The 22,205-nt window shown below is 69.2% G+C and carries 23 protein-coding genes; 17 read left to right on the forward strand and 6 right to left on the reverse strand.

Annotation, left to right across the window (positions count from 1 at the left end):
- Complete coding sequence (locus tag AAFF27_22235) at positions 1–450, reverse strand: OsmC family protein (GenBank protein XAH22690.1); 450 nt, start codon at positions 448–450, stop codon at positions 1–3.
- Between the two features lie 282 nt (positions 451–732).
- On the opposite strand from AAFF27_22235, the gene ilvA reads away from it, so the two are divergent.
- From ilvA to AAFF27_22250, 3 genes are read left to right on the forward strand one after another with little or no spacing between them, the layout of a single operon-like run.
- Entirely contained in the window at positions 733–2,304 is a 1,572-nt protein-coding gene (ilvA, locus tag AAFF27_22240; protein XAH22691.1) for a threonine ammonia-lyase, biosynthetic, read from the forward strand.
- 10 nt (positions 2,305–2,314) lie between these two features.
- Positions 2,315–3,118, forward strand: coding sequence for an adenosylcobinamide-GDP ribazoletransferase (gene cobS, locus AAFF27_22245; protein ID XAH22692.1), 804 nt, complete (start codon positions 2,315–2,317; stop codon positions 3,116–3,118).
- Positions 3,115–3,660, forward strand: coding sequence for a histidine phosphatase family protein (locus tag AAFF27_22250; GenBank protein XAH22693.1), 546 nt, complete (start codon positions 3,115–3,117; stop codon positions 3,658–3,660). The genes cobS and AAFF27_22250 overlap by 4 nt, the downstream gene beginning before the upstream one ends.
- Here AAFF27_22250 and AAFF27_22255 read toward each other — a convergent pair.
- Positions 3,653–4,087 carry a type II secretion system protein N gene (locus tag AAFF27_22255; GenBank protein ID XAH22694.1) on the reverse strand — a complete coding sequence of 145 codons (435 nt, stop codon included), beginning with the start codon at positions 4,085–4,087 and terminating at the stop codon, positions 3,653–3,655. The genes AAFF27_22250 and AAFF27_22255 overlap by 8 nt on opposite strands.
- 345 nt (positions 4,088–4,432) lie before the next feature.
- Between AAFF27_22255 and gspG the strand changes: the two genes are divergently transcribed.
- From gspG to AAFF27_22325, 14 genes are all read left to right on the forward strand, one after another.
- Positions 4,433–4,882 carry a type II secretion system major pseudopilin GspG gene (gspG, locus tag AAFF27_22260; protein XAH22695.1) on the forward strand — a complete coding sequence of 150 codons (450 nt, stop codon included), beginning with the start codon at positions 4,433–4,435 and terminating at the stop codon, positions 4,880–4,882.
- A 250-nt stretch (positions 4,883–5,132) separates the two neighbouring features.
- Positions 5,133–5,570 (forward strand): prepilin-type N-terminal cleavage/methylation domain-containing protein, encoded by a 438-nt coding sequence (locus AAFF27_22265; GenBank protein XAH22696.1) that lies wholly within the window; start codon positions 5,133–5,135, stop codon positions 5,568–5,570.
- On the forward strand, positions 5,567–5,923 hold the full coding sequence (gspI, locus tag AAFF27_22270) for a type II secretion system minor pseudopilin GspI (GenBank protein XAH22697.1): 357 nt from the start codon (positions 5,567–5,569) through the stop codon (positions 5,921–5,923). The genes AAFF27_22265 and gspI overlap by 4 nt, the downstream gene beginning before the upstream one ends.
- Positions 5,923–6,600 carry a prepilin-type N-terminal cleavage/methylation domain-containing protein gene (locus AAFF27_22275; protein ID XAH22698.1) on the forward strand — a complete coding sequence of 226 codons (678 nt, stop codon included), beginning with the start codon at positions 5,923–5,925 and terminating at the stop codon, positions 6,598–6,600. The genes gspI and AAFF27_22275 overlap by 1 nt, the downstream gene beginning before the upstream one ends.
- Complete coding sequence (gene gspK, locus AAFF27_22280; GenBank protein ID XAH22699.1) at positions 6,597–7,553, forward strand: type II secretion system minor pseudopilin GspK; 957 nt, start codon at positions 6,597–6,599, stop codon at positions 7,551–7,553. Before AAFF27_22275 ends, gspK begins: the two co-directional genes overlap by 4 nt.
- A gap of 35 nt (positions 7,554–7,588) precedes the next feature.
- On the forward strand, positions 7,589–8,815 hold the full coding sequence (gene gspL, locus AAFF27_22285; protein XAH22700.1) for a type II secretion system protein GspL: 1,227 nt from the start codon (positions 7,589–7,591) through the stop codon (positions 8,813–8,815).
- On the forward strand, positions 8,812–9,402 hold the full coding sequence (gspM, locus tag AAFF27_22290; protein ID XAH22701.1) for a type II secretion system protein GspM: 591 nt from the start codon (positions 8,812–8,814) through the stop codon (positions 9,400–9,402). The genes gspL and gspM overlap by 4 nt, the downstream gene beginning before the upstream one ends.
- Positions 9,403–9,428: 26 nt before the next feature.
- Positions 9,429–10,235 (forward strand): type II secretion system protein N, encoded by an 807-nt coding sequence (gspN, locus tag AAFF27_22295; protein ID XAH26297.1) that lies wholly within the window; start codon positions 9,429–9,431, stop codon positions 10,233–10,235.
- Positions 10,236–10,238: 3 nt separating this feature from the next.
- Complete coding sequence (gspD, locus tag AAFF27_22300; protein XAH22702.1) at positions 10,239–12,638, forward strand: type II secretion system secretin GspD; 2,400 nt, start codon at positions 10,239–10,241, stop codon at positions 12,636–12,638.
- A 16-nt stretch (positions 12,639–12,654) separates the two neighbouring features.
- A complete protein-coding gene (locus AAFF27_22305) occupies positions 12,655–14,046 on the forward strand; it encodes an ATPase, T2SS/T4P/T4SS family (GenBank protein ID XAH22703.1) in 1,392 nt (463 codons plus the stop codon).
- A 64-nt stretch (positions 14,047–14,110) separates the two neighbouring features.
- On the forward strand, positions 14,111–15,127 hold the full coding sequence (locus tag AAFF27_22310) for an LLM class flavin-dependent oxidoreductase (GenBank protein ID XAH22704.1): 1,017 nt from the start codon (positions 14,111–14,113) through the stop codon (positions 15,125–15,127).
- A 146-nt stretch (positions 15,128–15,273) separates the two neighbouring features.
- Positions 15,274–16,488, forward strand: coding sequence for a type II secretion system inner membrane protein GspF (gspF, locus tag AAFF27_22315; GenBank protein XAH22705.1), 1,215 nt, complete (start codon positions 15,274–15,276; stop codon positions 16,486–16,488).
- A 46-nt stretch (positions 16,489–16,534) separates the two neighbouring features.
- Complete coding sequence (locus AAFF27_22320) at positions 16,535–17,512, forward strand: 5'-nucleotidase (GenBank protein ID XAH22706.1); 978 nt, start codon at positions 16,535–16,537, stop codon at positions 17,510–17,512.
- Positions 17,513–17,645: 133 nt separating this feature from the next.
- Entirely contained in the window at positions 17,646–18,029 is a 384-nt protein-coding gene (locus AAFF27_22325; GenBank protein ID XAH22707.1) for an EF-hand domain-containing protein, read from the forward strand.
- A gap of 3 nt (positions 18,030–18,032) precedes the next feature.
- On the opposite strand, the gene AAFF27_22330 is transcribed toward AAFF27_22325, so the two are convergent.
- The 4 genes from AAFF27_22330 to AAFF27_22345 form a co-directional block, all read right to left on the reverse strand.
- A complete protein-coding gene (locus AAFF27_22330) occupies positions 18,033–18,491 on the reverse strand; it encodes a hypothetical protein (protein XAH22708.1) in 459 nt (152 codons plus the stop codon).
- A 108-nt stretch (positions 18,492–18,599) separates the two neighbouring features.
- Complete coding sequence (queC, locus tag AAFF27_22335) at positions 18,600–19,295, reverse strand: 7-cyano-7-deazaguanine synthase QueC (GenBank protein ID XAH22709.1); 696 nt, start codon at positions 19,293–19,295, stop codon at positions 18,600–18,602.
- 90 nt (positions 19,296–19,385) lie between these two features.
- On the reverse strand, positions 19,386–19,856 hold the full coding sequence (locus AAFF27_22340; GenBank protein ID XAH22710.1) for a DUF1854 domain-containing protein: 471 nt from the start codon (positions 19,854–19,856) through the stop codon (positions 19,386–19,388).
- Between the two features lies 1 nt (position 19,857).
- Complete coding sequence (locus tag AAFF27_22345; GenBank protein XAH22711.1) at positions 19,858–22,113, reverse strand: ABC transporter ATP-binding protein; 2,256 nt, start codon at positions 22,111–22,113, stop codon at positions 19,858–19,860.
- Positions 22,114–22,205 lie beyond the last annotated feature (92 nt).

The following is a 22,205-nucleotide window of genomic DNA, read 5'->3' on the forward strand; positions in this document are numbered from 1 at the left end:
TCAGCCCTCGATCAGATCGAATCCGGTGGTGATCTCGGCCGTCTTGCCCAGCATGATGCTGGCCGAGCAGTACTTGTCGTGGCTCATGGCGATGGCGCGCTCCACGGCGGTAGGCGGAATGCCCTTGCCGGTCACGGTGAATTGCATGTGGATCTTGGTGAACACCTTGGGATCGACCCCGGCCCGCTCGCTGCTGAGGCGCACCGAGCAGCCGCGCACGTCGTGCCGGCCACGCTTGAGGATAAGCACCACGTCATAGGCGGTGCAGCCGCCGGTGCCGGCCAGCAGCAGTTCCATGGGCCGAGGCGCCAGGTTGCGGCCGCCGTTCTCGGGCCGGGCCTCGTCAGGTGCGCCGTCCATCGCGACCACATGGCCGCTGCCGGTTTCGGCGACAAAGCCCATTGGTGATTGGGTACCGCTGGCACCGGTCCAGCTCACTGTGCATTCCATGAATTTCCCGTGGTCGATCAAAGATTGGCGCAAACCTGTTGCGCCTTGCCAACTATTTGGCAGCTTTTTGCTTTTCGCTTGTTGCAACGCAGCATGACGCCTCGTATACTACGCATCAAGCATAACGAATCGGGACTTACCCGGCTCCTTATGCACCAGTTGTCTCCTCCACCTCCTCCTTTGGTGGATTTAGCCCCTAGCCGCAAGGCTCGGGGCTTTTTTCTTGGGTGACCTATGATCGCCGACCAGGCCCGCTACGGGCTGCGCTCAGCCTCCGCCCCCATGACAGCACTCACCCCCGCCGACTACCTGACCAAGATCCTCAATGCGCGCGTCTACGACGTTGCCATCGAATCCCCGCTGGAGCGGGCACGCAACCTGAGCGCGCGGCTGGGCAATACGGTGTTGCTAAAACGCGAAGACCAGCAGCCGGTCTTCAGCTTCAAGCTGCGCGGCGCCTACAACAAGATGGCACACCTCACGCCGGCGCAGTTGGAGCGCGGCGTGATCTGCGCATCCGCCGGCAACCATGCGCAGGGCGTGGCCATGAGCGCGCGCAAGCTGGGCACGCGTGCCGTAGTGGTGATGCCGACCACCACACCACAACTCAAGATCGATGCCGTGCGCGCGCTAGGCGGCGAGGTCGTGCTGCACGGTGAAAGCTATTCCGACGCCTACCAGCGTGCCGCAGTGCTGGAACAGGAGCGCGGCCTGAGCTTCGTGCATCCGTTTGACGACCCGGACGTGATCGCCGGCCAAGGCACCATCGCCATGGAAATCCTGCGCCAGGTGCAGGGCATAGGCCAGGGACTGGGCTCGGACCGGCTGGATGCAGTGTTTGTTGCCATCGGCGGCGGCGGCCTGATCTCGGGCGTGGCCAACTACATCAAGGCGGTGCGCCCGGGCGTGAAGGTGATCGGCGTGCAGATGAACGACTCCGACGCCATGATGCAGTCGGTGGCCGCCGGCCAGCGCGTGACGTTGCCAGACGTGGGCCTGTTCTCCGACGGCACCGCCGTCAAGCTGGTGGGCGAGGAAACCTTCCGCATCGCCAGCGGCCTGGTGGATGGCTTCATGACGGTGGATACCGATGCCGTCTGCGCCGCCATCAAGGACATCTTCGTCGACACGCGCAGCATCGTCGAGCCGGCTGGTGCGCTGGCAGTGGCGGCGATCAAGCAATACGTGGCCGAGCATGGCAGCAGCGGCGAGACCTACGCCGCCATCCTGTGCGGCGCCAACATGAACTTCGACCGCCTGCGCTTCGTGGCCGAACGTGCCGAGGTGGGCGAGGAGCGCGAGGCCCTGTTCGCGGTCACCGTACCCGAGGAGCGCGGCAGCTTCCGCCGCTTCTGCGAAAGCATAGGCACGCTGCCGGGCGGCCCGCGCAACGTGACGGAATTCAACTACCGCATGGGTGGCACCGAGCGCGCCCATGTGTTCGTCGGGCTGACCACGGCGGCGCGCGGCGAGTCGGGGCGGATCGCCGCGCACTTCGATGCGCAGGGCTGCCCCACGCTGGACCTGACGCACGACGAACTGGCCAAGGAACACCTGCGCCACCTGATGGGCGGCCAGGCGCCCACCATTCCCGGCGCGCCCGAGCGGCTGCTGCGCTTTGTCTTCCCCGAGCGGCCGGGCGCGCTGCTGAAGTTCCTGAGCCTGATGCAGCCGACCTGGAACATCAGCCTGTTCCACTACCGCAACCAGGGCGCCGACTACGGCCGCATCCTCGTCGGCATGCAGGTGCCCGAAGGCGATGGCGCGGCTTTCGACGCCTTTCTTGGCACGCTGGGCTATCCCTGGGTGGAAGAGACGACCAATCCGGCCTACCGCTTGTTCCTGGGGCATTAGCAGCCGGGCCATGCAGCAGCACCTGCGCCACTTCCTGCTGGCCCTGCAGTTCTTCACGCGTATTCCGGTCACCGGCCGGCTGGCGGACTGGGTTGGCTTCAGCCCGCAGATGCTGCGCGACAGCGCTGCGCACCTGCCTGGCGTGGGCTGGGTCGTCGGTTTGGCCGCCTGCGTTGTCTATGCGCTGGCCGCCTGGGCGCTGGGGCCCACGCCCTTCACGCCGCTGGCCGCCGCCATCCTCTGCACCATCGCCACGGTACTGCTGACCGGCGGCTTCCATGAAGACGGCCTGGCCGACACCGCCGACGGCCTGGGCGGCAGCGCCGACCGCGAGCGCGCCCTGGAAATCATGAAGGATTCGCGCCTGGGCGCCTTTGGCGCGCTGGCCCTGGTGCTGGCGCTGGCGGCCAAGGTGGCGCTGCTGGCGGTGCTGGGCACGCACGGGCTGGGCGCGGTGATGGCCGCGCTGTTTGCGGCGCATGTGCTGTCGCGCTTCTGGCCCTTGCTGCTGATGCGCAGCCTGCCTTACGTGGGCGCAACGCTCACCTCCAAAAGCAAGCCGCTCACCGGCGCTATGGATGGCGGCGCCGTGCGCATTGCCTTATTTTGGTGTTTTATGCCTCTAGCCCTTGCTGCACTTGGGCATGGCGCTATATTTTTAATAGTCTCCGTTGCCGCCAGCGCCATCGCCCTGTTGCTGGTCGGCCGGCTGCTGGCGCGCCGGCTGGGCGGTTTTACCGGGGATGGGCTGGGCGCGGCGCAGCAGTGCTGCGAAATTGCCTTCTACTTCGGCGCGGCCGCAGTGTTGGGATGAGCCGACTCTGGCTGGCACGGCATGCGCAGCCACTGGTGGCGCCGGGTATTTGCTACGGGCGGCTGGACATGGCGGCAGATGCGGCCGCCACCATGCAGGCCGCCAACGCACTGGCGATGGCGCTGCCCGCCGGCTGCCACGTCTTCACCTCGCCGCAACAACGCTGCCAGCAACTGGCCACAGCCCTGCACGCGCAGCGGCCTGATCTGCAGCCCGTGACGGATGAGCGCCTGCGCGAGTTCGATTTCGGCAGTTGGGAAGGCCGTGCCTGGGACAGCATTGGCGCCGCCGCCATGGACGCCTGGACCGCCGACTTCGCCCGGCATGCGCCCGGTGGCGGCGAGACGGTAGAGGCACTGCTGGCGCGCGTTGGCGCCGCCTTCGAGGCCAGCCGTGTACTGGCGGAAGTGGCCTGGATCACGCATGCCGGGGTGATACGCGCCGCCACGCTCTGGGCGGCGGGCCGACGCAGCCTGGACAGCGCGGCCGATTGGCCTGCAACAGCACCGGGCTTTGGTGCCTGGACGATGCTGGCTATTTGAGCATTGGCATGTCGAGTGCCAACGCCTCGACACCGCTATTACCCAGAAACGCACGGCGCGGCGCCACCGACTGCAACACATAGCCCGGCGCCACCGTACTGCCGACGCGGAAAGGGCGCGGCGGCTGGCCATCCACGGCGATCAGCGCGGTGCCGCCACTACTGCTGCCCGCCACCACGCCCAGCAAGGAGAAGCGGCCCGAGGCCGGCGCGGCCTGTGCCACCCTGGCGGGCAAAGCGCCCAGGGCGCGCGCCACCACGGCGGGGTCGGCCGCGGCCGGCGCTGCATCCGTCACGGGCGCATAGGCCGGGCCCGGGGCCGGGGCCGCCAGGCGCAGTCCCCAGAACACCAGGCTGCCGGCAGCCAGCAGCCAGACCAGGCTGGTCACGGCGGGAGGGGTCCAACGACTGACATGGAGGCTTTGCATGCCGGGATTATCATGGAACGCTTGGCTCTGAAGAACGTGTTTGCGATCTGTATGGGGATCGCGTTGGAGTGCAATCGGGATGAGTGGGCGGCCCAGTCTGCGCCGCATGGGCTCATGCCCATGCAAGCAGATGGGGCGCTCAATCGCCCGATTTCACTCCAACCCGAAGGGCAAGTGTCTTTGCGGGCGGTCTGCGGCGTTGCGGCGCTTGTCCATAGCCCAAGCTATGGACGGCGCACCGCGCCTTGCATCCCATCCCGCAAAGACACTTGCGCGACCCCATAGAGATCGCAAACACGTTCTTAGGCCCTCTTTGCCTTCCCTTCCCGCACGCACATTCCGCCCATGCTCCGCACCCCTGCCCTCCTCCGCCGTCCCTTGCGCGCCCTGCAGGCCGGCTTCACCCTGATCGAGTTGATGGTGGTGCTGGTCATCATCGGCGTGCTGGCCGCGCTGATCGTGCCCAATGTGCTCGACCGCGCCGACGACGCCCGCGTGACCGCCGCGCGCACCGACGTCAACAACCTGATGCAGGCGCTCAAGCTCTATCGCCTGGACAACCTGCGCTACCCCACGGGCGAACAAGGCCTGCAGGCGCTGATCGTGCGCCCCACCACACCGCCCGTGCCCGGCAACTGGAAGCCCTATCTGGAGAAGCTCCCCAACGATCCCTGGGGCCGCCCCTACCAGTACCTGAACCCCGGCGTGCGCGGCGAGGTCGATGTCATGTCCTTTGGCGCCGACGGCCAATCCGGCGGTGAAGGCAAGAACGCCGACATCGGTAGCTGGCAGTAGAGGAGTGGCCCCCCGGCTTGCCACTGCGTGTGCTTCGCCACCCCCCAAGGGGGAGGCGCTGCCGCCTTGGGGCGGCCCGGCGGCGGCTGCAGTGGCCCCCCGGTTTGCCACTGCGTGTGCTTCGCCACCCCCCAAGGGGGAGGCGCTGCCGCCTTGGGGCGGCCCGGCGGCGGCTGCAGTGGCCCCCCGGCTTGCCACTGCGTGTGCTTCGCCACCCCCCAAGGGGGAGGCGCTGCCGCCTTGCCAGTGCGTGTGCCCTGCCCCTAAAAAGCCGCGGCCCGTTCGCGGCTTCACTTTGCTGGAGTTGCTGGTGGTGGTCGCCATCATCGCGCTCGGCACGGCGGGCGTTGCGCTGACGATGCGCGATGGCAACCAGGTCCAGCTCGAGCGCGAGGCCGACCGGCTGGCGGCGCTGCTGGAGTCGGCCCGGGCGCAGTCGCGCAGCAGTGGCGTGCCGGTGCTCTGGCACCCGGCGCCGCAGGGCTTTGCCTTTGATGGCCTGCCGCCCGGCACGCTGCCCACGCAATGGCTGTCTGCCGACACCCGGGTGGCGGGCGATGCGCTGCTGCGGCTTGGGCCCGAGCCGCTGATTGGCCCGCAGCAGGTGGTGCTGGTGTCAGCCGCGCGGCCCGACCGCGCACTGCGCGTGGCAACCGACGGCCTGCGGCCCTTCGGCGTGGTGCCATGAAGCGCCTGCGCGGCTTCACGCTGGTGGAAGTGCTGGTGGCGCTGGGCATCGTCGCCGTCGCACTGCTGGCCGGCCTGCGCGCCACCAGCGCGCTCACGCTCAATGCCATGCGCCAGTCCGACATGGTGCTGGCCCAGATCTGCGCCGAAAACGAGCTGGTGAAGGTACGCCTGTCCCGCCAGATGCCGGGCATAGGCGACAGCACCATCGCCTGCACCCAGGGCGAGCGCGAATTTGCCGTGGCGGTGGCCGTGCGGCCCACGCCCAACCCGCGCTTTCGGCGCGTGGATGCGCAGGTCAAGGATGGCGATAGCCCCGTTCTGACACTCTCCACCATCGTCGGGCAATACTGATGCGCCTCCGATCCGCACGCGGCTTCACGCTGATCGAACTGCTGGTGGCTCTGGCAGCGATGGCGCTGCTGGCCATCATGAGCTGGCGCGGCCTGGACGGCATGGCGCGGGTGCAGGAGCAGACCAAGACCCGCGCCGACGCAGTGCTGGCACTGCAGGCCGGCCTGGCGCAATGGGGCGCCGACCTGGACGCGGTGGCGGCTGTGCCGCGCCTGCAGGCACTGGACTGGGACGGCCGCGCGTTGCGCATCACGCGGCGCGGCACGGCCAGCCCGGGCGATGGCCTGCGCGTGGTGGCCTGGGCGCGCCGCGCCACCGGCAACGGCGTGTGGTGGCTGCGCTGGGAATCGCTGCCGCTGACCACGCTGGCGCAATGGGAAGACGCCTGGCAGCAGGCCGCGCTGTGGGCCCAGAACCCGGGCGACGCCGAGCGCCAGCGCGAGGTAAGCGTCACGCCGCTGACCGACTGGCAGCTCTTCTACTACCGCAACAACGCCTGGACCAACCCGCTCTCCAGCGACGCCGGCACCGCTGTTGCGACGCCCAGCAGCAGCGCCGCCGCCCCCACCCTGCCCGACGGTGTGCGCCTGGTGCTGAACCTGCCGCCGGGCCTGGCCATCAGCGGCACGCTGTCGCGCGACTGGGTCAATCCGACGGTTGGCGGAGGCAAGTCATGACACGCCTGCGCCAACGCGGCGCGGCGCTGCTCGCAGCCATGCTCACCGTCACCCTGGTCGCCACCTTTGCCGCCGCCGCCATGTGGCAGCAGTGGCGCAGCGTGGAGGTGGAAAGCGCCGAGCGCGCGCGCCTGCAGGCGGCCTGGGTGCTGATCGGCGCGCTCGACTGGTCGCGGCTGATCCTGCGCGAGGACGGTCTCAACGGCGGCCCCGACTACCTGGCCGAACCCTGGGCGCTGCCGCTGCAAGAGGCGCGGCTGTCGAGCTTCCTGGCCGCGGCCGACCGCGACACCTTGTCCGACGCCACCGCCGACGTGCGCGACGCCTTCCTGTCGGGCCAGATCATCGATGCGCAGGCCAAGATGAATGTGCGCAACCTGGCGCTCAGCGGCACGGTGCAAGAGTTCTGGATGCAGTCCTTCCAGCGCCTGTTCACGCGGCTCGGGCTACCGGTGTCGGACCTCAACCGCATTGCGCAGGGCATGCAGGCCGCGCTGGCCGGCGGCGATGACGCGCCGCTGCTGCCGCAACGGCTGGAGCAACTGACCTGGTTCGGCGTCTCGCCGCAGACGCTCCAGGCGCTGGCGCCCTATGCCACCGTGCTACCGACCGACACCCTGGTCAACCTCAACACCGCCGAGGCGATCGTGCTCACCTCCGTGGTACCCGGGCTGGACACCGCCGCCGCCCAGCGCGCGGTCGCCTCGCGAGGCAGCAGCTACTTCCGCACCGTGGCGCTGGCGGGCCGGGCCTTTGGCGGCTCGGCGCAGGTCGATGAGCGCTACCACTCCATTGCCACCACCTTCTTCGAGGTGCGCGGCCGGCTGCGCCTGGACCAGGCGGTGGTCGAGGAACGCTCGCTGGTACAGCGCAGCAGCGACAAGGTCAGCACCATCTGGCGCGAGCGCGGGGCCATCGGCGTGGCGCAGGCGCTGGAAGCCGCCACTCGCTGACACGCGCGCTCTCTACAATCGCCCGCAATCCGCCCATGAGCACCCTGATCGTCTCCCTCCCCGCGCACGCCGGCGCCGCCGAACTGCCCTACGTGCTGACCGGCGACGGCCACACCGCCCTGCGCCACGGCAGTGCTGCCCCCGCCCTGCTGCCCTCACCGGGCCGTGCCGGTGAAGTGGTGGCGGTGGTGCCGGTGCGCGCCCTGTCCTGGCAGCGCGTGGAGCTGCCGCGCGGCGTACGCGCCAACGGCCCGGCGCCACGGGTGCGCGCCGTGCTCGAAGGCCTGCTGGAAGAGCGGCTGCTGGACGACCCGCAGTCCCTGCACTTCGCGCTGGCGCCCGGCGCCCATGCCGGCACGCCGGCCTGGGTCGCGGTATGCGACCGCGCCTGGCTGCACGGCGCGCTGCAGGCGCTGGAAGCCGCAGGCCGGCCGGCCTCGCGCATCGTCCCTGAATTTGCCCCCGAGGCGACGCAGCCGGTGCTGCACGCCCTGGGCACGCCCGAAGACCCATTGCTGGTGGCCCTGGGCCGCAGCGCAGACGACGCCATGCTGGCACTGCCCCTGTCGGCGGCCAGCCTGGCGCTGACCACGCCCCCCCCCGAGGCCGATGCCGCCCCGCTGCCGATCCTGGCCGAACCCGCCGTTGCGGCGCTGGCCGAACAATTGGCCGGCCGCCCGGTGCAGCTGCACACCAGCACCGCGCGCTGGCTGGCGGCCGCGCGCTCGCCCTGGGACCTGGCGCAGTTCGACCTGGCCAGCTCCGGCCGCCGCCGCGTCACCAAGCGCGCTGGCGCGCTGTTGGGTGAACTGCTGCGCGCGCCGCAATGGCGCGCCGCGCGCTGGGGCACGGGCCTGCTGGTGGCCGCGCAGTTGGTGGGGCTCAATGCCTGGGCCTGGAAAGAGCGCAGCGCGCTCGACACGCGCCAGGCCAGCCTCAATGCCGTGCTGACGCAAACCTTTCCCTCGGTGCGCGTGGTGGTCGATGCACCGATCCAGATGGAGCGCGAGCTGGCGCTGCTGCGCCAGGCCACCGGCACCGCGAGCGGCGGCTTCGAAGCACTGCTGGCGGCCATCGGCACTGCCTTGCCGGCGGATCACTCGCCGCGCGGCCTGGAATTCGCCGGTGACGAACTGCGGCTGCGCGGCCTCGATCTGGCCGCAGCGGAGTCTGCCGCCTTCACCGACCGCCTGCGCAGCCTGGGTATTGCCACCCGCAGCGATGGCGAGGTACTTGTCTTGAAAGCCGAGGTGGCGCGATGAACCCGCAAGCCGCTGTCCTGCTGGCGCGCTGGCGCGCACTGGCGCCGCGCGAGCGCTCGCTGGTGCGCATCGCCGCCATCGCCGTGGCGCTGGCGCTGCTCTGGTGGGTGCTGCTGGCACCGGCCCTGCGCACGCTGCAGGCCACCGAAGTGCGCCGCAACGCGCTCGACGCGCAGCAGCAACGCCTGATGGCCCTGAAGGCCGAGGCCGAGCGGCTCAAGAGCCAGCCGCGCGCCAGCTACGACGAATCGCTGCGCGCGCTGGAAGCCTCGGTGCGCGACGGCCTGGGCGGCACCGGCCGGCTGAGCGTGGTCGGCGAGCGCGCCACCGTCACCCTGCGCGGCACGCCGGCCGACACCCTGGCGGCCTGGCTGGACCAGGCACGCGCCAATGCACGGGCGCTGCCGCAAGAGGCGCGCCTGGCGCGCGCCAGCGCCGAAACCCGTGCGCCGGCCCGGCCCGGCCTGCCGGCTCGGCCGGACTTCTCGCAGAACACGCCCGTGGTCACCGCCCCCGCCGTGGCTGCGGCCGACGACACCGACGCGCGCTGGGATGGCACCGTGGTGCTGGCCCTGCCGCAGCGCTGACCGCCTTGCGCCCACTCCCGCTCACCGTGGCCCGCCGCCTGCCCTCCCTGCCCACCACCCGCGCACCGCGTGCCGGCTGGGGCTGGGCGTTGGCCGGCGGTGTGCTGGGCCTGCTTGCGGCGCTGCTGTACTTTGCGCCGGCGCGCTGGCTGGCCGGCACGCTGGCTGATGCCAGCGACGGCCACCTGCTGCTGGCCGCGCCGCGCGGCACGGTCTGGAACGGCTCGGCGCAACTGGTGCTGACCGGCGGCCCGCGCAGTGCCGACGCCGCCGCGCTGCCCGACCGGCTGCAATGGCGCCTGCGCCCGCACTGGAACGGCATCTCTTTGCAATTGCAAACACCCTGCTGCACACCGGCGCCGCTGGCGCTGCGCGCCATGGCCCGCTGGGGCGGCGCCCGCATCGAGGTGGCCGACGGCAGCTCGCAGTGGCCCACCGCCCTGCTGAGCGGCCTGGGCACACCCTGGAACACGCTGCAGCCGCAGGGCGCGCTGGCGCTGAGCACGCATGCGCTGGTCGTCGAAGTCGTCTCTGGCCGGCTCACGCTGTCTGGCAGCGCGCAACTGGATGCGCGCGAGGTGTCCTCGCGCCTGTCGCCGCTGCGGCCCATGGGCAGCTACCGGCTGGCACTGGCCGGCGGCACCCTGCCAACACTCGGGCTGCAGACGCTGGAAGGCGCGCTGCAGCTGTCGGGCCAGGGCCGCTGGATCGGCTCGCGCCTGCGCTTCGAGGGCGAGGCCACGGCCGCGGCCGGCCATGAGGCCGCGCTGTCGAATCTTCTGAACATCATCGGACGGCGCATGGGCGCCCGCTCCATCATCACCGTGGGTTGACGCATGACACATCGCACGCCGCGCTCTTCGCTTCGGGCTCCGCGCACCGTGGCACGCAACGCTACACTTTCAATAGCTACATGCCTAGGTGTAGCCTTGGCTACAGCCCCATTTGGCTTGCAAAATGCGCTGGCACAAACGGCCCGCGGCGCAGCGCCACCGTCGGTCGGCGCGCGCGAGCCGGTCACGCTCAACTTCGCCAACGCCGACATCGAGGCCGTGGCCCGCACCATGTCGACCATCACCGGCCGCAACGTGGTGGTGGACCCGCGCGTGAAGGGCACGATGACGCTGGTGACCGAGCGCCCGGTGCCGCCAGCGCTGGCCTTTGACCAGTTCCTGGCCGCGCTGCGGCTGCAGAACTTCACCGTGGTCGAGGCCGCCGGGCTGTACAAGGTAGTGCCCGAAGCCGACGCCAAACTGCAGAGCGGCGCCGTCACGGTCTCGCCTGGCGGGCGCGGCAGCAATGTCACCGGCAACCAGATCGTCACGCAGATCTTCAAGCTCAACTTCGAGAACGCCAACAACCTGGTGCCGGTGCTGCGCCCGCTGATCAGCCCCAACAACACGATCAACGTGAACCCGGGCAACAACTCGCTGGTGATCACCGACTACGCAGAGAACCTGCAGCGCATGGCCAAGATCATCGCGTCCATGGACGTGTCCAACGCCAGCGACGTGGAAGTGATCCCGCTGCACTACCAGAACGCCACCGACCTCGCGCCGCTGATATCGCGGCTGGTCGAGGGCACCGGCACGCAGAGCGCCGCCACTGGCGGCACGCCCGTGGCCGGCGCCCCGGCCGCCACCCAGGGCCAGACCGACAACGCCTTCAAGACCACGCTGATCGCCGAGCCGCGCAGCAATGCGCTGATCCTGCGCGCGGCCAACCCGGCGCGCGTGGCGCTGGTGCGCTCGCTGGTGGCCAAGCTCGACCAGCCGGCGCAGGACGGCGGCAATGGCGATGCCGGCAACATCCACGTGGTCTACCTGAAGAACGCCGAGGCCACGCGGCTGGCCGTAACGCTGCGCGCGGCACTGGCCTCGCTCACGGCCAACAACGGCACGACCACCGGCGGCAGCACGGGCGGCGTGACCGGCAGCAGCGGCATGCCGCAGTCCAGCTCTGTGTCGCAGCCACAGTCCAGCAGCTTCGGCGGCTCCAGCAGCAGCGGCAGTGGCTCCAGCAGCAGCTCAAGCCTGAGCACCAGCGCCTCGGCGAACTTTGCCAACAGCGCCATGCCATCCACCGGCGGCACCATCCAGGCCGACCCGGCGACCAACTCGCTCATCATCACCGCCAGCGAGCCGCAGTACCGGCAGCTGCGCGCCGTCATCGACAAGCTCGACGGCCGCCGCGCCCAGGTGCTGGTGGAAAGCCTGGTGGTCGAGGTCAATGCCAACAAGGTGGCCGAGTTCGGCATCCAGTGGCAGACGGCGCTGAGCAACAACGTCGGGATCGGCAACAACTCCAGCGTGAGCGGCACCAACATCGTCAACCTGGCCCTGGGCATCGCCGCCGGCACCACCACCGTACTGCCGGCCAGCGGCCTGAACATTGCAGCGACGGCAACCGTCAACGGCAAGTCCTACCTGGGCGCGCTGGCCAACTTCTTGCAGAACACGGGCGATGCCAATGTGCTGTCAACCCCGAACCTGCTGACGCTGGACAACGAAGAGGCCCGCATCATCATTGGCCAGACCGTGCCCTTTCCCACCGGCTCCTACGCCAACACCACGGGCAGCAGCACGGTCAACCCGTTCACCACGGTGGAGCGCAAGGACGTGGGCCTGACGCTGCGCGTGAAGCCACAGATCAACGAGAACGGCACGGTCAAGATGGCCGTCTACCAGGAAGTCTCCAGCATCGATGCCAGCACCACCAGCAACGCCAACGGCGCTACCACGAACAAGCGCTCGATCGAATCCAACGTGCTGGTGGACAACGGCAGCATCGTGGTGCTGGGCGGCCTGCTGTCGGACGACTATTCGCTGGCCCAGGACAAGGTGCCGGGGCTGGGCGATATGCCGCTGATCGGCGGCTTGTTCCGCAACGAAAGCCGCACACGCAAGAAGACCAACCTGATGATCTTCCTGCGCCCGACCGTGATCCGCGACGCTGCCACCAGCGACAGCGTGGCCCAGGACCGCTACGACGCCATCCGCGGGCTGCAGATGAACATGCAGCCCGAGGCCAGCAGCGTGATGCAAGGCGTGAGCGCGACCGGCGTGTTGCCATCGCTGCAGACCGTAGCCCCCAAAGCCGCGACACGCGACGACAGCATCCGCGGCACCACGCTGATCCCGCCACCCATGCCGCCGGCGATCACGGTACAACCCGCCCCGCTGCGTGGCGCGCTGCCGCCCACGGGCGATCCTGCAACACGGGCGGAAAGTCCATGAGGCAAGGCACACAGGCATGACTCGTCATCCCCTGCCCTATGCCTTTGCCCGCACCCATCAGTTGCTGCTGGAGAGTGATGGCGAGCACCTGACGCTCTGGCACGGCGCCACGCCCGATGGCACGGCGCTGGGCGAAGTGCTGCGCAAGCATGCGGTCGATACGCTGCAGCGCCTGGACAACGCCGCGCTGGCGCAGCGCATCAGCGCCGCCTATGCGCAGGGTGAATCCAGCGCCGCCACCGTGGTGAGCGAGGTGGAGTCCGATGCCGACCTGTCGCGCATGATGCAAGACCTGCCGGCCATCGAGGACTTGCTGGAAACGTCGGACGACGCGCCCATCATCCGCATGCTCAACGCGCTGCTGACGCAGGCCGCGCGCGACGGCGCCAGCGACATCCACATCGAGCCCTACGAGCGCCACAGCAGCGTGCGCTTTCGCGTCGATGGCGCGCTGCGCGAAGTGGTGCAGCCCAACCGCGCGCTGCATGCGGCGCTGATCTCGCGGCTGAAGATCATGGCCGACCTGGACATCTCCGAAAAGCGCCTGCCGCAAGATGGCCGCATCTCGCTGCGCATCGGCACGCGCGCGGTGGACGTGCGCGTGTCCACCATCCCCTCCGCGCACGGCGAGCGCGCGGTGCTGCGCCTGCTGGACAAGAGCGAGAGCAAGCTCAGCCTGGAGTCGGTCGGCATGCTGGGCGAGGTGCTGGCGCGCTTCGAGCGGCTGATCAAGCAGCCGCACGGCATCATCCTGGTGACCGGGCCTACCGGCTCGGGCAAGACCACCACGCTGTACTCGTCGCTGGCGCGGCTCGATGCCAGCCGCAACAACATCATGACGGTGGAAGACCCGATCGAGTACGAGCTGCCCGGCGTTGGCCAGACGCAGGTCAACAGCAAGATCGAGCTGACCTTTGCCCGCGCGCTGCGCGCCATCCTGCGGCAAGACCCGGACATCGTCATGATCGGCGAGATCCGCGACTTCGAGACCGCGCAGATCGCCATCCAGGCATCGCTCACCGGCCACCTGGTGCTGGCCACGCTGCACACCAATGACGCCGCCAGCGCCATCACGCGCCTGACCGACATGGGCGTGGAGCCCTTTTTGCTCAGCAGCTCGCTGCTGGGCGTGCTGGCGCAGCGGCTGGTGCGCAAGTACTGCCCGGCCTGCCACGGCACCGGCTGCGAGAGCTGCGGCCGCACCGGCTACCAGGGCCGCACAGGCGTGTTCGAGCTGCTGGTGGTGGACGACACCATCCGCCCGCAGATCCACAACCAGACCGCAGAAGCCACCATCCGCGACACGGCCCAGGCCTCTGGCATGACGCTGATGCGCGAGGATGGCGAGCGGCTGGTGGCAGAAGGCGTGACCAGCATGGAAGAAGTAATGCGGGTGACGCGGGACTGAGCCCTAGCTGAAACGCAGTTCACGGTGTGCTGCAAGGGTATCGACGGGCCTCCACAATGGCCGCATGTCCGCCCTCTCCAAAACCGCCTTCTCCATGCTCGACCTGGTTGCCGTCCGCGAGGGCGGCAGCGTTGCGGATGCACTGGCCATAGCCCTCAGCACCGCGCGCCATGTCGAGGCCCTCGGCTTTACCCGCTACTGGCTGGCCGAGCACCACAACATGGAGGGCATCGCCAGCTCTTCCACCGCCGTGCTGATCGGCCATATCGCGGGCGGCACGCAGCGCATTCGCGTGGGCTCGGGCGGCGTGATGCTGCCCAACCATGCGCCGCTGGTGGTGGCCGAGGCCTTTGGCACGCTGGCCGAGCTGTACCCCGGCCGCATCGACCTGGGCCTGGGCCGCGCGCCCGGCACCGACCAGGCCACCATGCGCGCGCTGCGGCGCGACCGCACCGAGACGGTGGACGACTTCCCCGCCGACGTGCTGGAGCTGCAGCGCCTGCTGGCACCGGCCGTGCCCGGCCAGCGCCTGATCGCCACGCCCGGCGCCGGCACGCAGGTGCCGATCTGGCTGCTGGGATCGAGCCTGTTCAGCGCCCAGTTGGCGGCCGAGCGCGGCCTGCCCTATGCCTTTGCCTCGCACTTTGCGCCGCGCTTGCTGCTGCAGGCCATTGATCTGTACCGCGCGCGCTTCAAGCCCTCGGCCACGCTGGCCAAGCCCTACGTGACCATAGGCGTGCCGATGATCGCCGCGCCCACCGACGCCGAGGCCGAATTCCTCGCCAGCAGCACCTACCAGCGCGTGCTGAGCATCGTCACCGGCCAGCGCGGCAAACTGCGCCCGCCGGTGGAGGGCTTCATGCAGCAACTGCAGCCGCAAGAGCGCGCGGCGATTGCGGACTTCCTGGCCATCGGCGTGGTCGGCGGGCCAGACACGGTGCGCCAGGGGCTGGAATCGCTGGTCGAGCAGACCGGTGCCGACGAGCTGATGCTGGTCTGCGACGTGTTCGACCCGGCGCTGCGGCTGCGCTCGCTGGAGATCGCGGCACAGGTGCGCGCGGCCCAGCCGGCGAGCGCCTGAAACTATCAAATTCATAGCTAATAGCCCAGGCAGGGCCTGGGCTAGAGGCATATTTCATTCAAAACCCCGGTGCGCGCACGCGGCCCTTCATGGCGCTGGCCGATAATCCGCCCAGCGCCGCCCCCCCCTGCGGCCATCTGCACCGCATGCCCGCCTATTCCTTTGAAGCCCTAGACGCCCAAGGCCAATCCCGCAAAGGGGTGCTGGAGGCCGATACGGCGCGCTCCGCACGCAGCATGCTGCGCGCCCAATCCCTGGTGCCGCTGGCAGTCGAGCCGGTGGCGGCTGCCGCCGGCGGCGGCATGGCGCGGCCCTTTGGCCGCCGCGTCTTCAATTCCACCGGCCTGGCGATCTGGACGCGCCAGCTCGCCGGCCTGGTCGGCTCCGGCCTGCCGCTGGAGCGCGCGCTGACCGCGCTGGCCGACGAGGCCGAGCAGGACCGCGAGCGCCACCTGGTGGCCGCGCTGCGCGCCGAGGTCAACGCCGGCTCCAGCTTCGGGCAGGCGCTGTCGCAGCACGGGCGCGAGTTCTCGCCCATCTACGTGGCCGTGATCAGCGCGGGCGAGCAAACCGGCAACCTGGGCCTGGTGCTGGAGCGCCTGGCCGACGACCTGGAAGAGCGCCAGGCGCTCAGGGCCAAGCTGATCGGCGCCGCGCTGTACCCGGCCATCGTCACCCTGGTGGCGATTGCCATCGTGCTGTTTCTGGTGAGCTACGTGGTGCCGCAGGTGGCCAGCGTGTTTGCCGGCACCAAGCACGCCCTGCCCTTTCTGACCGTGGCCATGCTGGCGATCAGCGACGCGGTGCGGCACTACGGCTGGGCCATGCTGCTGGTACTGGTGCTGATCGTGGTCGGCGCGCGCCTGGCCTACCGCAACCCGGCCCTGCGCAACCGCATCGACGCCGCCTGGCTGACCCTGCCCATCGTCGGCCGCCTGGCGCGCGGCTACAACGCAGCGCGCTTTGCCAGCACCCTGGCCATGCTGGCCGCAGCCGGCGTGCCCATCCTGCGCGCACTGCAGGCCGCGGCCGAAACACTGCAGAACACCGCCATGCGCGCCGATGCGCTGGATGCCCTGGTGCTGGTGCGCGAGGGCGCGCCGCTGGCCTCGGCCATGGCGCAGAAAAAGCGCTTTCCGGGACTGGTATCGATGTTTGCCCGCCTGGGCGAGCAGACCGGCCAGTTGCCGCTGATGCTGCAGCGCGCCGCCGCCCAGCTCTCCGCCGAGGTGCAGCGCCGCGCCGTGGCGTTGGCGACCCTGCTGGAGCCGCTGCTGATCGTGACCATGGGGCTGGTGGTGATGCTGATCGTTTTGGCGGTGTTGATGCCGATCATTCAATTGAATCAATTCGTGAAGTAGTGCTCGGCACCCTTGGGATAGACAGCTTTTTTGGAGATCGTTGACCATGCCTTTGACACTGGACGACAAGCTCGTAGTTGCGATCTCCTCGCGCGCCCTGTTCAACCTGGAAGAAGAAAACCGGCTGTTCGACGCGGGCGACGAGAAGGCCTATATGCGGCTGCAGTTCGAGCGGCTGGATGTGCCGGCCAAACCCGGCGTGGCGTTCTCGCTGGTGCAGAAGCTGCTGGCCTTCAACGACGACGGCATCAAGCGGGTCGAGGTGGTGATGCTGTCGCGCAATGACCCGGTCAGCGGCATGCGCATCTTCCGCTCCAGCAAGGCCAACAACCTGCAGCTGGAGCGCGGCGTGTTCACCCAGGGCCGCGCGCCCTTTGGCTACCTGCGGGCGCTGGGTGCGCACCTGTTCCTGTCGGCCAACGAGAAAGACGTGCGCGAGGCGCTGGCGCTGGGCTTCCCGGCGGCGCGGGTGCTGACCGAGTCGGCCCAGGCCGGCCACAACAACCCGAACGAGGTGCGCATCGCCTTCGACGGCGACGCCGTGCTGTTCAGCGACGAGGCCGAGTCCATCTACCAAGCCGAAGGCCTGCCGACCTTCCTGCAACACGAGATAGAAAAGGCCGCCGTGCCCCTGCCCGACGGCCCCTTCAAGCCCCTGCTGGTGGCCCTGCACCGCTTGCAGCAGGCCGGTGCGGGCGGCATGCGCATACGCACTGCGCTGGTCACGGCGCGCAGCGCGCCGGCGCATGAGCGCGCCATCCGCACCTTGATGCAGTGGAACATCGCGGTGGACGAAGCCATGTTCCTCGGTGGCCTGGAAAAAGGCAGCTTTCTGCGCGAGTTCGAGCCCGACTTTTTCTTTGACGACCAGACCGGCCACGTCAACTCCGCCGCGCGCCATGTGCCGGCCGGGCATGTGACGCACGGCGTGTCCAACCCGGCCACGGTGCGGGAGCTGGAGGTTTTGAAGGAAATCCGCTCTGAGCCCTTGCCCAACAAGGGCATAAAGCTATTAAAAAAATAGCACCGCAATGCCCCTTCGCGGGCGCGTGTGACCACTGCTGTTTATCTTTGCAGAAGCGTTACCCGGCACGGCGCGCTTCCGTGCCACGATCTGCAGCCTTTTTGCGACCCAGGTTCTTTCCCCCCACATGTCCATGACCCCCGCCTCCCTGCGCCTGAACGTCCTGTTGTTGCTGGCCGCCTTTGCCGCCGCCGGCCCGGTTGCCGCCCAGGCTCCGGCCACCACGGCGCCCGCGCCCGCCGCCGCCCCATCGCCCGACCCCGCCGCCCAGGCGACCAAAGGCGAGGCCCTGGCGGCCAAGCAGTTCAAGTGGCTGGATCTGGATGGCGACGGCTACCTGAGCAAGTCAGAGGTCGCCCTGTTCCCGCGCCTGCGCGATGCCTTCGACGAGGCCGACACCGACCATGACGGCAAGGTGAGCTTCGAGGAAATCCGCGCCCTGGCCGTGCGCCAGCGCGCCGAACGCGCAGCGGCAGCAGCAGCCGCCGCGCCCGCCGCCCCTGCGCCGGCCAAGTAAGCCCTACAGCTCCGACGCCGGCAGCGTGCGCTTGACCTTGGTCGGGTCGGCGTAGACCACCGGCGCGGCACTGCCGTCGCCCGTGCCCAGTTGCACGTCCTGGTGCGCCTTGCGCTGCTGCTCTTCGGCGATCTCCACCATCAGCGTGCTGGCACGCCAGAGCGACTGGATGTGCTCGATCAGCTGCTTGCTGATCGGCTCCTTGGGCGGCTCCTCGGGCTCCTTGGCGGTTTCCTTCTGGCGCACCGCAGTCCAGTCGCGGTTGGGCGTCTCGGTCGAGGACGAGGGGCTGTTGTCCGGGCTGCGCGCGCCCTGCGGCGCGCCGACGAAGTCCTGGCCCTTGGTGGAATCGGCCTGGGTGATGCCCGCGCGAACCGCGGGCTCGGTGGCACCGGCCGCGGCAACGCCTACCGTCGGGCTCAGGGGACGGTAGGGGCTAAGGTCTGCGGGCGGTATTTGCATGGCAGGTACTCCGGAGAGGGGTCGGGACGGCCGGGTTAGAACAGCCGTATCAGTGCTATCGGCCCATACCTGCCAATCTTTAGCGCTATTTCACGCGCCGGATACGTTTTATCCCGCGCGGTACCCCCCCCAACCATTGGCCCGCAGCTCGCAGGCCGGGCACTTGCCGCAGCCGTAGCCCCAGGCGTGGCGCTGGCTGCGGTCGCCCAGGTAGCAGGTGTGCGTGTGCTCGACCACCAGGTCCACCAGCCGCGTGCCGCCCAGGCGCTCGGCCATGCGCCAGGTCTCGGCCTTGTCTATCCACATCAGCGGGGTCTCGACCAGCAGGCGCCGGTCCATGCCCAGCGACAGGGCGATCTGCATCGCCTTCATGGTGTCGTCGCGGCAGTCGGGGTAGCCGGAGTAGTCGGTTTCGCAGACGCCGGTGACCAGCACGTCCAGCCCGCGCCGGTAGCCCAGCGCGGCGGCCAGGGTGAGGAACAGCAGGTTGCGCCCGGGCACGAAGGTGTTGGGCAGGCCGCTGGCCTCCATCTGGAAGGCGGTGTCGCGGGTGAGCGAGGTGTCACTGATCTGGCCCAGGATGCCGACGTCCAGCACGTGGTCGTCGCCAAGCCGGGCGTGCCACTCGGGGAAGTCGTGGCGCAGCTCGCGCAGCACATTGAGCCGCGCATCCAGCTCGATGTGGTGGCGCTGGCCGTAGTCGAAGCCGACGGTTTCGACCCGCTCGTAGCGGGTCAGCGCGTCGGCCAGGCAGGTGGTGGAATCCTGGCCGCCGGAGAACAGGACAAGGGCGGAACGGGGCATGGCAGCGTCTTTCAGGTGCGAACAGTCAACAGGTAGCTACAAAATAAGTAGCGATAAGCCCAGGCCACACCTGGGCTAGAGCCACTTTTCTTATAAAAATCGATCCAGCATGCGGCGCGAGGCGCGGTCCAGCGCGAAGCGGTCGCGAATGCGAAAGTGCAGGCCTTCGCCGCTCAGCACCAGCAGGCCGTTGTCGGGCAGGCGGCGCAGGTCGTCTTCGGACTTGAGCACCAGGCGCGCCGGGCCGCGGTCGGTCTCGACCTCCCAGGTGCTGGGCGTGGCGTAGGTGGATACGGCCAGCAGGCGCTGGATCTCGGGCATGAATTCGCGGCCGGCCAGGTCTTCCTCGACCAGGGCGCGCGCCTCGGACGGCAGCACATCCAGCCGGGCTAGCCAGGCGCGCTCGCGGCCGTCCTCGGTGCCAACCAGGGACAGGCATTCGTCCGGCGCGCCCAGCGGGAAGGCCCGCACCGGCACGACGACGACGCTGCCGGCGGCATCGGTCAGCAGCAGGCGGCCGAAGGCGTCGCGGGCCAGGGTGAAGTCGATGGCAACGCTCATTTCAAGAACCTCCTGCCGGGTGGCTGGAATGCAGATCAGCAGGCGGCAGCAGCTCGCGGTCTTCCAGATCATCGGCATCCACCCGCCGCACCTGCGCCTGGTAGAGCCGCCAATAGGCGCCCTGTTTGGCCATCAGCTCATCGTGCGGGCCGACCTCGACCACCTCGCCGCGGTCCATCACCACCAGGCGGTCGGCCTTGCGCAGGGTGGACAGGCGGTGGGCAATGGCGATGGTGGTGCGGCCCTGCACCAGGTTGTCGAGCGCGCGCTGGATTTCCTTCTCGGTCTCGGTATCCACGGCCGAGGTGGCCTCGTCCAGGATCAGGATGCGTGGATCGATCAGCAGCGCGCGCGCAATGCTGATGCGCTGGCGCTCGCCGCCCGACAGGCCCTGGCCGCGCTCACCCACCATCGAGTCATAGCCCAGCGGCAGCCGCAGGATGAAGTCGTGCGCATGGGCGGCGCGCGCGGCGGCGACGATCTCGGCGCGGCTGGCCTCGGGCCGGCCATAGGCGATGTTCTCGGCAATGGTGCCGAAGAACAGAAACGGCTCCTGCAGCACCAGGCCGATGTGGCGCCGGTAGTCGGCCAGGCGCAGGCGGCGGATGTCGACGCCGTCGACCTCGATCGCGCCGTCGCTCACGTCATAGAAGCGGCTGATCAGGTTCACCAGCGTGCTCTTGCCCGAGCCGCTGTGGCCGACCAGACCGATCATCTCGCCCGGGCGGATATCCAGGTCCAGCCCGCGAATGACGGCGCGGCTGCCGTAGCGAAAGCCCACGTTGCGCAGCCGGATCGCGCCCTGCGTGGTGGGCAGGGACACCGGGTTGGCGGGCTCCGGCACGTTGGAGACATGGTCCAGGATGTCGAAGATGCGCTTGGCGCCGGCCGCCGCTTTTTGCGTGACCGAGACGATGCGGCTCATGGAATCCAGCCGCGTGTAGAAGCGCCCGATATAGGCCAGGAAGGCGGTCAGCACGCCGACCGTGATCTGCTGGTGCGCCACCAGCCAGATGCCAAAACCCCAGACCATCAGCAGGCCGATTTCGGTCAGCAGCGATACCGTGGGCGTGAACAGCGACCAGGTGCGGTTGATGCGGTCGTTCACCTCCAGGTTGCGCTGGTTGGCCGCCCGAAAGCGCTGGCCCTCGCGCTTTTCCTGGGCAAAGGCCTTGACCACGCGAATGCCGGGAATGGTGTCGGCCAGCACGTTGGTGACTTCGGAGAAGGCACGGTCGACCTTCTCGAAGCCGGTGCGCAGGCGGTCGCGCACCAGGTGGATCATCCAGGCGATCAGCGGCAGCGGCAGCAGCGTGGCCAGCGCCAGCCAGGGGTTGATGGAGAACAAGATGACCGCCGTCATCACCATCATCAGCACGTCGGTGGCGAAATCCAGCGCATGTAGCGACAGAAAGACGTTGATGCGGTCGGTTTCCGCGCCGATGCGCGCCATCAGGTCGCCGGTGCGCTTGCTGCCAAAGTACTCCAGCGACAGTTGCAGCAGGTGCTCGAAGGTCGCCGTGCGCAGGTCGGCGCCGATACGCTCGGACACCAGCGCCAGCAGATAGGTGCGCGCCCAGCTCAAGCCCCAGCCCACCAGCGCCGAGGCCAGCAGCGCGCCCAGGTACAGCGCCACGCGGTGCGGCGCGATCTCCTGGCCGTTCTGGAACGGGATCAGCACATCGTCCATCAGCGGGATGGTCAGGTAGGGCGGCACCAGCGTGGCCGCGGTCGAGGCCAAGGTAAGCGAGAAGCCCGCCAGCAGCCGCCAGCGGTAGGGCCGGGCAAAGCGCCACAGGCGCAGCAGCACCCAGGTGGAGGGCGGCGTGGCCTCGACGTCGTCGTCTTCGTCGGCGGCATCGGCCACGACGGCAGCGGGCACGGCCCCGGCCTGCAGCGCTTCGAAGCGCTCGACCAGGTCCACCGCCTGCACGTGCAAGGCCATGGTGAAGCGCCAGACGGCCAGCCGGCCCTGGTCATCGACCAGTTCCAGCGAGCCCACGCCGCCGTGGTCGGCCAGGCGCAGCGCCAGGCCCGGGCGCAGGGCCCATTCGCGCCAGCTTTGCTCGCCCGGCTCGGCCGCCAGCAGCCGCCGCGCGGTCAGCACCAGCCGGCCGCTGGCGAAACGAAGGGCGTTGTCGAGGTCAACCGGAACGCTGGCCAATACGTTCTCATCACTTGCGACCTTTTCCAGCGCACCGGCCCGGCGGTGGCCAGACCTTATTTCGGAAGCATCGACAGAATCAGGATGTTGCATTTTTCAAGTGGTCGCGTGCGGTCCGCCGCGGCGGCCGGCGCAACGCGCCGACAGGCGATTTTCACCCAATCCCCCGGGCCTTCTGTACTGCC

This window comes from Xylophilus sp. GW821-FHT01B05 (assembly GCA_038961845.1).
Classification (GTDB): domain Bacteria; phylum Pseudomonadota; class Gammaproteobacteria; order Burkholderiales; family Burkholderiaceae_C; genus Xylophilus.

What these genes read in the sequence shown, in the direction of transcription:
- AAFF27_22235 (XAH22690.1), bottom strand. Translation starts at nt 450, where the DNA reads ATGGAATGCACAGTGAGCTGGACCGGTGCCAGCGGTACCCAATCACCA.
- ilvA (XAH22691.1), top strand. Translation starts at nt 733, where the DNA reads ATGACAGCACTCACCCCCGCCGACTACCTGACCAAGATCCTCAATGCG.
- cobS (XAH22692.1), top strand. Translation starts at nt 2,315, where the DNA reads ATGCAGCAGCACCTGCGCCACTTCCTGCTGGCCCTGCAGTTCTTCACG.
- AAFF27_22250 (XAH22693.1), top strand. Translation starts at nt 3,115, where the DNA reads ATGAGCCGACTCTGGCTGGCACGGCATGCGCAGCCACTGGTGGCGCCG.
- AAFF27_22255 (XAH22694.1), bottom strand. Translation starts at nt 4,087, where the DNA reads ATGCAAAGCCTCCATGTCAGTCGTTGGACCCCTCCCGCCGTGACCAGC.
- gspG (XAH22695.1), top strand. Translation starts at nt 4,433, where the DNA reads ATGCTCCGCACCCCTGCCCTCCTCCGCCGTCCCTTGCGCGCCCTGCAG.
- gspI (XAH22697.1), top strand. Translation starts at nt 5,567, where the DNA reads ATGAAGCGCCTGCGCGGCTTCACGCTGGTGGAAGTGCTGGTGGCGCTG.
- AAFF27_22275 (XAH22698.1), top strand. Translation starts at nt 5,923, where the DNA reads ATGCGCCTCCGATCCGCACGCGGCTTCACGCTGATCGAACTGCTGGTG.
- gspK (XAH22699.1), top strand. Translation starts at nt 6,597, where the DNA reads ATGACACGCCTGCGCCAACGCGGCGCGGCGCTGCTCGCAGCCATGCTC.
- gspL (XAH22700.1), top strand. Translation starts at nt 7,589, where the DNA reads ATGAGCACCCTGATCGTCTCCCTCCCCGCGCACGCCGGCGCCGCCGAA.
- gspM (XAH22701.1), top strand. Translation starts at nt 8,812, where the DNA reads ATGAACCCGCAAGCCGCTGTCCTGCTGGCGCGCTGGCGCGCACTGGCG.
- gspD (XAH22702.1), top strand. Translation starts at nt 10,239, where the DNA reads ATGACACATCGCACGCCGCGCTCTTCGCTTCGGGCTCCGCGCACCGTG.
- AAFF27_22305 (XAH22703.1), top strand. Translation starts at nt 12,655, where the DNA reads ATGACTCGTCATCCCCTGCCCTATGCCTTTGCCCGCACCCATCAGTTG.
- AAFF27_22310 (XAH22704.1), top strand. Translation starts at nt 14,111, where the DNA reads ATGTCCGCCCTCTCCAAAACCGCCTTCTCCATGCTCGACCTGGTTGCC.
- gspF (XAH22705.1), top strand. Translation starts at nt 15,274, where the DNA reads ATGCCCGCCTATTCCTTTGAAGCCCTAGACGCCCAAGGCCAATCCCGC.
- AAFF27_22320 (XAH22706.1), top strand. Translation starts at nt 16,535, where the DNA reads ATGCCTTTGACACTGGACGACAAGCTCGTAGTTGCGATCTCCTCGCGC.
- AAFF27_22325 (XAH22707.1), top strand. Translation starts at nt 17,646, where the DNA reads ATGACCCCCGCCTCCCTGCGCCTGAACGTCCTGTTGTTGCTGGCCGCC.
- AAFF27_22330 (XAH22708.1), bottom strand. Translation starts at nt 18,491, where the DNA reads ATGCAAATACCGCCCGCAGACCTTAGCCCCTACCGTCCCCTGAGCCCG.
- queC (XAH22709.1), bottom strand. Translation starts at nt 19,295, where the DNA reads ATGCCCCGTTCCGCCCTTGTCCTGTTCTCCGGCGGCCAGGATTCCACC.
- AAFF27_22340 (XAH22710.1), bottom strand. Translation starts at nt 19,856, where the DNA reads ATGAGCGTTGCCATCGACTTCACCCTGGCCCGCGACGCCTTCGGCCGC.
- AAFF27_22345 (XAH22711.1), bottom strand. Translation starts at nt 22,113, where the DNA reads ATGCAACATCCTGATTCTGTCGATGCTTCCGAAATAAGGTCTGGCCAC.